A 13,956-nucleotide genomic window follows, 5' to 3' on the forward strand; every position below is an offset into this window, starting at 1 on the left:
ATAATCAAACATGATGATTTCCTGTTCCATAAAATGTAATATTTTATAATAACATAAAACTTTTGGTCTATCAGGATTAGGATTTTTAGGCGGATACAATTTGGTATGCGAAATCTTTTTATAGAACTATAAACATGAAACAACGGAACGTCAAGGGTAAATCCATTATTGGAACCAGGGACGCATTTCATTTAATTATCTGATACAGGAGAATATCTATGCAAGGTCAAACCGGCGGACAGCCGATCATTATTTTAAAACAGGGAACAGAAGAAACAAGAGGAGACGAAGCAAAGAGAAGCAATATAATAGCAGCGCGCGCTGTGGCTGAAGCCGTGCGGACAACTCTTGGTCCAAAGGGATTGGATAAGATGATTACAGATCCTGCCGGACTTGTAATTATCACAAACGATGGCGCCACTATCCTTGATGAGATGAAAATAAAACATCCGGCCGCAAAACTTGTCGCTGAAGTTGCAAAGACACAGGATGATGAAGTCGGCGATGGTACGACAACAGCAGCGGTTTTGACAGGTGAATTCTTAAAAGGCGCCCAGGAGCTCATGGAAATAGGGGTTCATCCGACAACTATTATCCACGGGTACAATCTTGCATCCCACAAATCAAAAGAAATCCTCTCTGACGTAGCTGTTCATTCTACAGATGAACACCTGAAAAAAATAGCCGAGACTGCACTTACCGGAAAAGGCGTTGAATTCTCAAGAGAAAAATTAGCTAATCTTGTAGTAACGGCTGTAAAATCAATAGTAAAAACAGAAAATGGAAAGAAGACCGTTAATATAAAGGACATCTCTATTGAGCGCCGCGGGGAAGGTAGCGTTGAGGACAGCGAATTGATCGAAGGTATTATACTTGATAAGACAAAAACCCACCAGAGCATGCCTTCAAGAATAGAGAATGCAAAGATCGCGATCCTTGCCACACCGATTGAAGTCAGGAAGACTGAGACAAAATCCGAGATATCCATTGAATCCATAGGGCAGACCCGGATGTTCCTCGAACAGGAAGAAAATCTTGTAAGAGCTGCGGCTGATAAGGTAATAAAAAGCGGCGCTAATGTCGTTTTCTGTCAGAAAGGCGTTGATGACATGGCCAGGTATTTCCTTGCAAAAGCAGGTATTTTTGTATCCCACAGGATAAAAAAGAACGACCTTATAAAATTATCAAGAGCAACCGGAGGAAAGATCATTACAAGCCTTGATGAAATAAAACCCAATACTCTTGGGGAAGCAGGACTTGTTGAAGAGAAAATGGTAGGCAACGGAGAAATGATATTCATCACTGGCTGCAAGAATCCTGATACCAATTCAATATTGTTGCGCGGCGGCTCGGAGCATGTTGTGACAAGCCTCGCCAGGGCTATGCATGACGCCCTCAGGGTCGTTGGTGTAGCAATCGAAGATGAGAAAATACTCGCTGGCGGCGGTTCACCTGAGATAGAACTTGCACTTCGCCTCAGGGAATATGCTTCAACACTTGAAGGCAGGGAACAGCTTGCGGTCAATAAATTTGCCCTGGCGCTTGAGATAATACCCAAGACACTTGCCGAAAATGCGGGGCTTGATGCTATTGACATGCTTGTTGAGCTTCGAAGCTCGCATGAACATGGAAATAAAACCGTTGGCCTTGATGTATTTGAGGGTAAACCTGTAAATATGCTCGATATCGGGGTTATCGAACCGCTTCGTGTTAAGACCCAGGCGATAAGTTCGGCAACAGAAGCAGCTTCTATGATATTACGCATCGACGATGTGATAGCATCTGCAAAGGATGCAAACCCAAAGAAAAAACCTGATATGAGTGATCTGGATTAGATAGGTGGGTAATCAATCCTGATATTTCAAATGCCCTGCTGTCATCATGTTTAGCTCAGGCCAATCTGCTTCATCATTCCCACAAGGTCATAGAAGAGTCTCTCCTCGACGATCTCTCCGTCCTTCCAGTGGGCGACCGTGCAAAATTCAAGCCGGAATTTCTTGTTCGTGGGCAGGATCGTTTTGCCGTCAGGCCCCTTCATTGGTCCCTTCATTGTACCTGTAAAATCGGCTACTGTGCACGTATAGTCGCCCTGGCCGAAAAAAATCTTATATGGGTTGTTCACAAGGTGGTTATCAGGAAACGTCTTGAAAAATTCCACCGCTTCATCGTGATGCGCCTTTCTCCCTCTTGTTGGCTCTGGCTGCCCGGGCCAGTACACAACAGTATCCTGGGCATGACGTTTCTTGAACGTCTCCCAGTCCTGGGAATTCCATGCGTCATCTAACGTTTTCATCAGTTGTAGGTTTTCCTCTACACTCTTTTGTTGTACCATGATTTATCACTCCCATTTTATATCGTAGCTTATGCGGAATAAAGATTACGCTAAACTAAGCCAACAGCACGGAAATTATACCTGTCAGGAATATTCCGTCAAAAGTTCCAGCTCCTCCGATCGAAGCTATTGGAGTTCCAAGATATGGTATCTTTTTCAAGTTTAAAAGGTCAGCACCGATAAGACTTCCGAGCGTGCCTGAAATATAGGCAAATACAGGCGCACTTTGAGGCGCAATTATCAGGGCTAAAACTGCTGCCATGATTGGAGGTATCAGTGCAGGAACAGCTATCCCAAGCCCCTTCACAGGTCTTGCTATCATATGTATAAGAACAGTCATAAAAAATACCCCTATTACCAGATCAATCGGGTTTACAACCGGGATTAGAAAAATCGATATTAATACTGGAATCACACAACCTCCGAGGTTAATTGCAATTATTGTCTGCCGTTCTTCTATCTCAAGAAGAGGAAGAATATACCTCAATCCATAAAAATCAACAATCCCACCCGAAATTACCGGTTCCTGCGACTTGATTACATTGATGGGAATATTTACATGGCTACCAATCAATGAAAAGAATAAGAGGAGAATTGAATATTCCGGCGGAAAGCCGAGTTTCGTAAAAGCAAGACCAATAAGGTTGATTGTAACCAGGAAAAAAACCACTCCGAGGATAAATAATAATAGGAATATAAAGAAATCTGTCGTTCTTCTGTAAACGATACGTGACATATTATACCTCTGAATTCTTGTTTTTTCATATTGATTTTAGCATTTCAAGCACGGAATATCCTGCGCGTGTTATACCCATGCTTCGCATGTCGGTATCTGTTCCCACAACATACAAATCCTTAACCGGGGTTTTGATCGAAGGGAAACAATTGAGAGAAACAGATGCCTTCTCCGGAGCCATTATCTGTGTATGCATCATCTCGATATTTTTCTCTACTGCAGGCACTATAGAATATATTGTGTTGAGAAGCTTTTCCTCAGAATCATGGCATTTTTTCGGGTCTATTATCGTACTGACTCCCACAAGACCTTTATTTCGCGGCGCAATCTCTGGCACAGGCATGAGCCAGTAGAACAATTCTTTTTCAGCATCGCAGACATCGCAAAACACTTCCGAACCATTATAATTGAACTCCCTCAGAGGTTTCTTAAGTCCGAGCCATATTGTCATTGCCGTTGCCTGCTCAAGTTCCTTCACCTGCTGGCTCCATTCTGCTGGCATCTCGATAATACCGGGCAGCCTTTTTACTTCCCCTGAGTAGATGATTTTATCCGCAAAATAATCGGCTTCCGGAGTTGAAACACAAAAACCTTTTTCGATTTGTTCGATCCGCCGGACTTCTTCTTCTGTATGATATATCACGTTTTTCGGAAACGATGAGATAACTCCGTCTGTTATTGACTGTATGCCGCCCAGGGGATAACCCTGCGAGCGGTATCCTGAATTGTAAAAAAGGTTTGCCATTTCAGCGATACGCCTGATTATTCCTTTTTTACCGCCTGAGCTGAATCCGCATCCTTCAACAAGCCGGGATACCGATGTTTTTTCCATTGAAAGTCCGCTTAGCAGATAAGAAAGCGCATTCACAAACTGCATCGTTCTTTTGCTGAGCTGATGCTTTGATATGACATCGTATACCGCCTTTTGTCTATCCCCAAAAACGGCGCGTGAGACTACGGTTTTCAGAAGATCTCCTGCAAGGATCATCCTGTCTTTTGCAGGAAGAGCGCTCATATTCAAGAATCCGGGGAGCGTTGATGGAAATTTTTCCAATCCGTCTTTTTTGCGAAGATAGTAGTCATTATGCTGCCTGAATGCGGGAAACTTTCCGGGATCGAAATAGCGCTTCAATTGCTTTAGCGGGCCGTAAATAAGTTCTGTTATTGCATGGACCCCGGTATCAACACGCCACCCCGGACAGTTCGCAGGTTCATACGTCCTGCAGTTTCCACCAAGAATGCCTGCTTTTTCAAGAAGAAGGATATTGTTTCCTTTCTTTCCCAGGGCCAGCGCAGACATCAGGCCGGAAATTCCTCCACCTACAACAATCGCATCATATGCTTTATAATTATTCATAAGGCACCCCCAAATAACTTTATTATAATAATTCAATTTTAGATTTGATATTCCACTCTTGAATTAAATTTAATGTATGCTTCTTAAAGTATAAATAGATTTGTTGAAAATGCAATTATTGAAAGCACCGATTTAATTTATTTAATTAATATAATATATATTAATTAGTAGATCAATGAAATTTACATGTCACTAATAGAAAGCAAGGTATGCGGACTTGAATTAGTATAAGTTAAATGCGTGAAAAAAAGAAAAGAGGGAACATGACTACCATGTAATTGGCAGCCGCGCTTCTCTTTTGCATTTTCCAGGATTTAACCAGTGATATTGAAGTTGTTATTGCCCGAATCAGTAATCGCAGGATTAATTGTGCTGTTAATCCGGATCATATAGTCACTTCCCGGCAGCTGTGTTGCCGGAATTAACCAGGGATGTGAACCATCATTAAGGGTGCTTGCTACGATCAATCTGTTAAAAACCCCAGCTTTCAGGAGTTCTATCTTAACATACGTCCCTGGACTCTCAGTAGAGGTCCATTTGATGGTTTGGGTCATCCCCCTTCTCCAATTCTCTCCTCCATTTGGAGTTGCTACAGTAATTGAGGGAACAGGGATTGTGAAATTGCCATCGCTGATGTCATTGTTTGATGCGTTAATGGTACTTGTGATCTTCACTTTATAATCACTTCCCGGCGCCTGTGCAGAAGGAATTAGCCATGGATGTGAACCATCATTAAGGGTGCTTGATATGATCACCTGGTTTGGCTTCCCTGGTTTCAGGAGTTCTATCTTAACATACGATCCAGGGCTCTCAGTAGACATCCAGTTTATAATTTTAGTTGTTCCTCTTATCCAGTTCTCTCCGTCATTCGGAGAAACGACAGTGATGGATGGAGCCATGATCGTGAAGTTGTTATCGCTTATGTCGCTGACCGAGGCATTTGTGGTGCTTGTGATCTTCACTTTATAATCACTTCCTGGAGCCAGTGCAGCCGGGATGGGCCATGGATAGGAGCCATCATTCAATGTATATGTTGTGATGGCACTCTTTAAAGCTCCGGCTTTGAAAAGTTCGATCTTGACATATGATCCGGGGCTCTCAGTAGAGGTCCAGTTTATAATTTTAGTTGTACCTCTTCTCAAGTTCTCTCCGCCATTTGGAGAAATTACGGTGAAGGAAGGGGTCAGGATCGTAAAGTTGTTATCGCTTATGTCGTTGTACGCTGGACTGGTCGTGCTTGTAATCCTAACTTTATAATCACTTCCCGGAGAAAGTGTTGGCGGGATCATCCAGGGGTGAGAGCCGTCATTCGGGGTGCTTGATATGATTATAATCTTTGGCACTCCTGATTTTAGAAGTTCTATCTTGACATACCCCCCAGGATTGTTAGCTGAGCTCCAGTTTATGATTTCAGTTGCTCCCCTTCTTAAGTTCTCTCCACCATTCGGGGAAGCTACTGTGATCGATGGGGTGAGGATGGTGAAGTTGTTATCGCTGGTGTCATTGACTGCGGGATTTGTAGTGCTCGTAATCTTCACTTTATAGTCACTTCCTGGAGCCTGTGCCGCCGGGATAGACCATGGATGCGAACCGTCATTCAGGGTGCTTGATACGATCACCTGGTTTGGCTTACCTGGTTTCAGGAGTTCTATCTTTACGTACGATCCGGGGCTTTCAGTAGAAGTCCAGTTTATTATTCTGGTTGTTCCTCTTGTCCAGTTCTCTCCTCCATTTGGAGAAACGACTGTGATGGACGGAGTCATAATCGTGAAGTAGTTATCGCTGGTGTCAGTTATTATAGGATTGGTCGTGCAAGTGATCCTAACCATATAATCATTTCCCGGAGGCTGTGTCGGCAGGATCAGCCAGGGATGGAAACCGTCATTCAAGGTGCTTGCTACAATCAACTGGATCGGCTTACCTGGTTTCAGAAGTTCTATCTTCACATAAGCACAGGGTTTGTTAATTGGATCCCATATTATGGGTGGAGTTGTACCTCGTCTCCAGTTCTCGCCACCATTGGGAGAGACTACTTTGATCCCTGTCTCAGGAGGTTTGTAAGTAAGCGGCAGGTAGTCTGAATTGTTACTATTGAATGAATATTTTGAATCGCAAATTCCATCCCTATCAATATCCGGGCAGGTCTGGCTGAAACCATTGCCTGATGGATTTGCCCAGAAGTTTCCTCCAAGAACAAAGCCACCAATTATGTTTATGCCAGGTTTTTTAGTGGTGTTCCAAGTATTTACATAATTTGTTCCAGTGAAAAGAAAATTGTTGGTATTATTGAAATAGTTGTTATAGATAATGTTTTTACTTGATGAATAAAGCTCTAATCCGTAATTATTTAAAATAAAAGTGTTATTTGTCAGAGTATTATCATTTGAAGAGTATATCGTGACGCCTCTTTCAGAATAATTTTGTAAATTGTTGGTTGAGAATTTGCTGTCCGTGATCGAGTTATTAGGAGACTGTCTCAGATAGATACCCCATCCACTTTGCTTAACTGTTATATTTTGGATTCGAGAATTGCTGGTTGACCAGAAATAGACCCCTTTATCCATATTAGAAATTTCCATGTCTTTGAAAGTCACGTTATTGCATAAAATACAATAGAATGTGCTTGCTTTCATTGAACTGCCATATACGGTGTCCTTTCCATTTATTATATAATATACATGTCTTCCATTAGCGAGGTTTGTTGTATCTATATTATTTCCATCAAAATGAGATGTAAGATTGCCGCCCACTCCAAAGTTAAAGCTGTTGTTTTCCATAATGTTGTCGGAAGCCGTGGTGTTAAAGGCATAGACGAAGAACATTCCATAGTTACTGTTGTAAACTTTGTTGCCTTTGATGATATTATCTGTGGAAGTGTCATAGACTCTGATTCCAAAGGAGGTGCTATTGGATATGTTGTTGCTGGTTATTTTGTTGAAGTTGGAAGAATTGAGGAAGATTCCTTGACTGTTTGAGGTGGCATTGTTATCTCTGACCGTGTTATTATTTGAAATAACATTGATCCCTGCCTCTGTATTAGAACCAGCCCCTGTCACAGTAAAGCCTTCAAGCCTGATCCCATCCGCAGAAAGCGTGATCGCACTTCCGCTGCCTCTGGCATCCACAACAGGCATCCCGATACCGCGCAAATTTAACTGCTTGGTTACGTTCATGTTCTCGAAATAAGTGCCACTATCTACTTGTATCTCATTGCCTGGGTTGGCATCATTGATAGCCGCTTGGATAGTGATGTAGTGTTTACTCTTGTTGATGTTATGGACTGGTTTTCTTATGGAAAGCGGCAAGTAATCAATATTGACACTATCGAGTGTATAAACCGAATCGCATATATCATCTCTATTGCTGTCTTCGCATGTTTGGCTCAAGCCTATGCCCTCTGGGTTTGCCCAGAAGTTGCCTCCGAGATTGGTGCCTCCAATGATGTTAGTGCTGGATTGCCTGGTGGTGTTCCAAGTGTTAATATTTGAATCCCAGAATTCAACATTATTGAGGTTGTTGAAAATGTTATTGAATATCGTGTTGTTGTTGCTGGAATACGACATCAGGATGCCTGTGCCACCCCAGTAGTCGCCGTTGTCAGATGCATTGTTGCCACTGAGCCTGTTGTTGCTGGAAGAGGACATTAAGATGCCGGCGTAGTTATTTAAGTTTGCATTGTTACCAATCAGTGTACTGTTATCTGATGATGTGAAAGAAATGCCTATGCCGCCATAGTAACCGTTGTTCGATGCATTATTGCCGATCAGGGTGTTGCTGCTTGACAAGGAAAGAGAGATGCCTGTGCCGCCATAGTAACCGTTGTTCGACGCATTATTGCCGATCAAGGTGTTGCTGCTTGACGAGGAAAGAGAGATGCCTGTGCCTCCCCACCATTCACCGTTGTTTGAGCTAGCATTGTTGCTGATGAGCGTATTATTGCTTGAAGAATAAAGATATATTCCAGAATCATCGTTGTTCCAAGTTGCATTATTGCCGACCAATATGTTGTTGCTGGATGAAAACAGGGAGATGCCACCACGGTTGTTAGAAACAGTTATATTCTGTATTTTTGAGTAAGTAGTATTCCAGAAAAATATTCCCTTCATATTATTTTTCAAGTTAAGGTTTCTTAACGTTACATTTACACAACTTATACAATAGAAATTTCCTACAGTTGTATCAGAATCATAAACTGTGTTTTTCGCGCCTTTTATGTAATATATAGATTTTCCATCCACCAGATTGGTTGTATCGATCTGATTGTCAAAATCTGAATACGAACTTCCGCCTAATCCAAAATTGTAATTATTCTCGTTCATTATATTGTTTACAAGTATGCTCTTGCTGGAATATGACAAAGAGATGCCTGTGCCCTTATAGTCACCGTTGTTTGACGCATTGTTGCCGACGAGCATGGTTTGGCTGGAAGAGGATAGGGAGATGCCTGTTCCGACGCCGCAGTAGTTGCAGCCGTAGTCATCATAATAATAGTTCAAGTTTGCAGTGTTGTCGATCAGAGTGTTGTTGCTGGAAGAGGACAAAGAGATGCCGAAGCCATAGCCTTCGCCTGGATCAGCGTAACCATTGTTCGAGTTTGCATTATTGCTGATTAGCGTGTTGTTGCTGGAAGAAGAAAGAAAAATACCGTAACCATAGCCTTCGCCGTATTCGTATGTTCTTCCCCAGTTCGAGTTTGCATTATTGTTGATCAGCGTGTTGTTACTGGAAAAGGACAGAGAGATGCCGTAGCCGTAGCTATAGGCATAGTAATCATAGTAGTAGTCGCCAGCATCCCAGCCACCGTTACCCGATGCATTATTGCCTATCAGAGTATTGTTGCTGGAAGAAGATAGAGAGATGCCTGTGCCAACGGAATATTCACCGTTGTCCGATGCAGTATTGCCTATCAGAGTATTGTTGCTGGAAGAAGATAGAGAGATGCCTGTGCTGCCTCCGTACTTGTTGTCCGAAGCATCGTTGCCGCTAAGGGTGTTATTGCTGGAAGAGAAAAGAGAAATGCCGACGTCGTAGTTCAAATTTGCACTGTTGCTGCTGAGATTGCTGTTATTGGAAGAATACAGATAGATGCCATACCAATTGTTCGAGGCGTCGTTATCGATCAACGTGTTGTTGATGGAAGAAGACATAGATATACCATAGACATTGTTAGAGATAGTTACATTTTGTATTTTTAACTGAGTAGTATTCCATATAAATATTCCATTCAAATTATTTTTCATATCAAGGTTTTTCAGAGTTAAATTCATGCAACTTATACAATATAAGGTTCCTACATTTGCATAAGAATCATAAACTATGTCTTTTGCACCTTTTATGTAGTATACGGATTTCCCATCCACCAGATTGGTTGTATCGATCTGATTGTCAAAATATAGGTATGAATCTCCTTCTACCCCAAAATTGTAGCTATTTCCGTTCATTACATTGTTTATAAGCACGTTCTTGTTGGAAGAGTATAGGGAGATTCCGTAGCCGTTGTGTGAAGCATTATTGCTGCTCAACGTGTTATTGCTGGAAGAAGATAGATAGATGCCGTAGCTGTTGTGTGAAGCATTGTTGCTGCTCAACGTGTTATTGCTGGAAGAAGATAGATAGATGCCTATGCTGCCCCACCAGTAGTCGTTCGATGCGTTGTTGCCTGTCAGTGTGTTATTATTTGAAGTAACCTTGATACCTGCCTCTGTACTGCCCCCCCCGATCACAGTAAATCCATCAAGTATGCTTCCATTCGCAGAAAGCGTGATCGAGCTCCCGCTCCTTCTGGCATCCACTACAGGCATGCCAACTCCACGAAGGATTAACCGCTTATTGACATTAACATTCTCGTAATAGGTACGGCTAGCCACACGTATCTCATCGCCTGGGTGGGCGTCGTTGATAGCTGCTTGGATGGTAGTATAGTTAGTGCCCTTGTTGATGTTATGAATTGAGCCTCTTGTGGAAAACGGAAGGTAATCGATATTGGTACTATCAAGAGCATAAGCAAAATCGCATATGCCGTCTAAATTGCCATCGTCACAATTTTGGCTGATGCCTGAGCCATCTGGTTTTGCCCAGAAGTTACCGCCAAGGTATAAACCCCCGATGATGTTAGTTCGTGATTGCTTCGTAATGTTCCAGTTATTAATATTGGGATTAATGATTTTAACATTTTCAGTATTGTTGAAAATGTTGTCGTAGATTACATTGTTCTTGGAAGAGACCAGAACCATGCCTAAGGCGTTAGACGATACATTATTACCTCTCAACGTGTTGTTATTTGAAATTATTTTGATCCCTGCCTCCGGATAAAAGGCTCCCCGTGTTGCAGTAAATCCTTCAAGAATAATTCCATCTTCAGAAAGCGTGAAAGCACTTCCGCTACCCCTTGCATCCACAACAGGACTTCCAAATCCACGCAGGGTCAATTGCTTATTAATTTGTACATTCTCATAGTAGGTTCCGTTTTTCACTGAAATTAGGCTTCCCGGATTTGCTCCATCGACAGCTGCCTGGATAGTCGTATAATCACAGCCAGTGGGGCAAACTGTGCGGTAAGTGATAGCTTTTTGAATATTCAAACGTCCCCCTGTCACAGTCTTTCCATTCAAAGAGGGGAGAGGATCAACACTATTCATTAAGATATTCTTGATTTCAAGATGGGTAAGCGATGGGTTTAATGCTTTTAATAATGCAGATGCTCCTGAGACATGAGGTGCGGCCATCGAAGTTCCGCTATATGAAGAATATGAATTACCAGGGACTGAACTGAGAATATCAACACCTGGCGCCCCGATATCGATGGTCAGAGGTCCATAATTCGAAAAAGAGGCCAGATTATCATTCTTATCTGTTGCAGCTATTGATATGACATTCGGGACATCATAGCCAGAAGGATAATTTGGATATTGATCTGTATTTTCTGCCCAATTTCCCGAGGCTGCCACAAAAAGAATCCCGGCATTATCAGCAGCTTGAATAGCCGCTTCTAATGCTGATGAGTATTCTCCTCCTCCCCAGCTGTTGCTCATTATATCAACACCCATCATAGTTGCATAGTTTATTGCGTCAATCGCATCTGAAGTCCAACCATAACCATCATCACCCAAAAATTTCACGGCCATAATATTAGTATTCCATAAGACACCTGCAACACCTTTGCCGTTATTGCCAACTCCCCCAATTGTTCCAGAGACATGGGTTCCATGAGAATTCCCATCCATGGGGTCATTGTCGTCATACGCAAAGTCCCAGCCATAATAATCATCTGCAAAACCGTTATTATCATCGTCTATTCCATTATCTGGTATTTCTCCTATATTGGTCCACATATTAGCTGCAAGGTCTTCGTGTGTATAATCAACACCGGTATCAATTACTGCAACGATCACTTCTTTATTTCCCGTGGAAATATCCCATGCTTGCGGTGCATCTATGTCTGCATCAGGTGTGCCTCCGGTCTGGCCTGTATTATTCATAGCCCATAGTTCATTAAAACGCAAATCGTTTGGAGTTTTTAATGCCTTTACTATGTAATTTGGCTCTGCATCCTCGAATTTATCGGAGAGGGAGAGACTTTCCATAGTTTTTTCAAGTTTTGATTCATCAACTTGAATAAGATTATATCTGATACTAGGATAATCTTTTATGAAAGTAATATTTTGCGATTTATAGAAAGTTTCAAAATCTTTTTTTTGTAATTTCGTAGTATATTTAACGAGTAATTCCCCAGGTTTATGTTTAGATTTTAATGAAGTGACATCAAACCTACTTCTTGATTTATTTGATTTTAAAATATTATTATAATTAGCCCTTGGTTTCAAAGAGCCCAAAGGTTGGGTCTGGACTGCGCCCTTTTTTGAAGAAATATTAAGTACTGATGGCATTTGTGGCTCTGGGACAAAATACGCATTACCTATAATTCGCCCTGATTGGTTATTATTTCTTGAGAAAAGACCAGTTTGTGCCAATTTTCCGGTAAAATTTTTGTAAATGTTGAGTTTGTTATTGTTCGTCTTCACAATGAATTCATCGGTTCTAACGTTATTGATCGTTAGATATACCCTGGTTTTGTCATCGTTAAGTTTTAGCAAAAGAGAATTATTTCCAGTAGATACTTTTATGGTCATGCCACCATCGGTCTTTCCAATTGTTGCTGTTTTAATCCACTCGATATGAAATATACTCCTCAAAAGTGTTATTAGTCTGACAGTATCGTTTCCTGGAATATCATCCCAGCTAAATAAATATATATTTTTATTATTGTTAAGGTTATTCAATCGACCAGGATGAATATCTCCCATTGTGATATTGGGTAGGGGTCTAAATGTTATCGTATCTCTAAGACTTTCTATATGGCTAATGTTCTTTAACCTTGTTGGAAAGTCCGATGAATTTGGAAAGATATGGGATTCCTGGGCTGCGGACGGATAAACAAGAACAATCGTGAGAATAAATAATAAAAGTATGTTACTATTTCTTAAAAACGTCATACTATCACTCCCTCGCCGCCACTATCCACAACAGGCACCGCCCCCTGCTCTCTATCAACAATTCAAGAGCAATCGTTCCAATCGCTATCAAGAGGATATGTCCTCTCCACACATAATTACCAGATACCATTTTCCATACCTACCTTGATTTACAGTCCGCTCTTTCGAGCATGACCACCAATATTAACCTTATCCATCCGATGAAAGTATATAAAACTTTCGTTATAATATTATACTGATTATATTAATCATTATGCTCATGTTCGAAATCATTAACTTGATTTAAAGAAAGATCTGGGATGAACCAATTCAGAAGCCTTGCCCTACCTTCCTTCCTTTCCCAACCGGGGCGAGCGCCTCAACCCCAGGTGGGAAAATGCGCGACCATAAACTATTTAACCTCCACCTTCATTATAGCATTGTTCGTAGTCAGACGAATGATTCCAAACAGGAAAAATAATAAAAATGACCTTAGAAAATTTCAAACCAAAGAAAGACTTCAATACCCGTCTTGAAAACACAAAGAGCCTGCCAGACATATTTGAAGTGGTGAAAGCTGCAGTCTGGGAATGCCAGAGAAAAAGCCGTGGAGGCCTGATGCTGGGACTTGCCAACCTCGGAAACCATCCGGAGGGATTTTTCGGTGCATTCTATCCGGTCGGTTCAAATGTCATTGTGATGAATAAGATCCCTCTTGAGAGAATAAAAGAGACAAGGCTTGAACTTTACAAACCTTATGCTTTCCATGTTCTTCTCCATGAATACCTGCACACGCTGGGCTATATGGACGAAAGCGGCGTAAGACAGATGGCGCATAAGATCACAAAAGAGGTATTCGGCGAAGAACATCTTGCAACCAGGATCGCTGCAAACACGGCGCACTTCTTCCATAATCTTGTTTATCCGGGCGCAACATGGCAGCCTGATGATACGAAAATGGAGCTTGTGGATGGTTTTGACAGGGGAAGTGCGAGTTATATTTGTTAATCCCAGGTTACTGATAAAAAAAAATAAGAAATCATACTATAGCATTATTTTT

At 41.6% G+C, this 13,956-nt stretch carries 6 protein-coding genes; 2 read left to right on the forward strand and 4 right to left on the reverse strand.

Translation table 11 applies throughout. The annotated features are described in order from the left end of the window. Nucleotides 1-218 precede the first annotated feature (218 nt). Entirely contained in the window at nucleotides 219-1,835 is a 1,617-nt protein-coding gene (locus FIB07_09615; GenBank protein NJD53109.1) for a thermosome subunit, read from the forward strand. Nucleotides 1,836-1,885: 50 nt separating this feature from the next. Here the strand turns inward: FIB07_09615 and FIB07_09620 are convergent, their stop codons facing one another. The 4 genes from FIB07_09620 to FIB07_09635 all read right to left on the reverse strand — a co-directional run bounded on the left by FIB07_09620 (nucleotide 1,886) and on the right by FIB07_09635 (nucleotide 12,917). Further along, nucleotides 1,886-2,332, reverse strand: a complete 447-nt coding sequence (locus tag FIB07_09620) for an ester cyclase (protein ID NJD53110.1) — start codon at nucleotides 2,330-2,332, stop codon at nucleotides 1,886-1,888. 55 nt (nucleotides 2,333-2,387) lie between these two features. Further along, on the reverse strand, nucleotides 2,388-3,068 hold the full coding sequence (locus FIB07_09625; protein ID NJD53111.1) for a DUF1614 domain-containing protein: 681 nt from the start codon (nucleotides 3,066-3,068) through the stop codon (nucleotides 2,388-2,390). A 25-nt stretch (nucleotides 3,069-3,093) separates the two neighbouring features. Next, the gene (locus tag FIB07_09630; GenBank protein ID NJD53112.1) at nucleotides 3,094-4,425 is read right to left on the reverse strand and encodes an NAD(P)/FAD-dependent oxidoreductase; all 1,332 of its coding nucleotides are present in this window, start codon (nucleotides 4,423-4,425) and stop codon (nucleotides 3,094-3,096) included. 314 nt (nucleotides 4,426-4,739) lie between these two features. Then, on the reverse strand, nucleotides 4,740-12,917 hold the full coding sequence (locus tag FIB07_09635) for a hypothetical protein (GenBank protein NJD53113.1): 8,178 nt from the start codon (nucleotides 12,915-12,917) through the stop codon (nucleotides 4,740-4,742). Nucleotides 12,918-13,382: 465 nt separating this feature from the next. On the opposite strand from FIB07_09635, the gene FIB07_09640 reads away from it, so the two are divergent. Continuing rightward, nucleotides 13,383-13,904, forward strand: a complete 522-nt coding sequence (locus FIB07_09640) for a hypothetical protein (protein NJD53114.1) — start codon at nucleotides 13,383-13,385, stop codon at nucleotides 13,902-13,904. The last annotated feature ends 52 nt before the right edge of the window (nucleotides 13,905-13,956 follow it).

This window comes from Candidatus Methanoperedens sp., assembly GCA_012026795.1.
Taxonomy (GTDB): Archaea; Halobacteriota; Methanosarcinia; order Methanosarcinales; family Methanoperedenaceae; genus Methanoperedens.

Coding starts and splice junctions, on each gene's coding strand:
- FIB07_09615 (NJD53109.1), top strand. CDS start 219: ATGCAAGGTCAAACCGGCGGACAGCCGATCATTATTTTAAAACAGGGA.
- FIB07_09630 (NJD53112.1), bottom strand. CDS start 4,425: ATGAATAATTATAAAGCATATGATGCGATTGTTGTAGGTGGAGGAATT.
- FIB07_09635 (NJD53113.1), bottom strand. CDS start 12,917: ATGACGTTTTTAAGAAATAGTAACATACTTTTATTATTTATTCTCACG.
- FIB07_09625 (NJD53111.1), bottom strand. CDS start 3,068: ATGTCACGTATCGTTTACAGAAGAACGACAGATTTCTTTATATTCCTA.
- FIB07_09640 (NJD53114.1), top strand. CDS start 13,383: ATGACCTTAGAAAATTTCAAACCAAAGAAAGACTTCAATACCCGTCTT.
- FIB07_09620 (NJD53110.1), bottom strand. CDS start 2,332: ATGGTACAACAAAAGAGTGTAGAGGAAAACCTACAACTGATGAAAACG.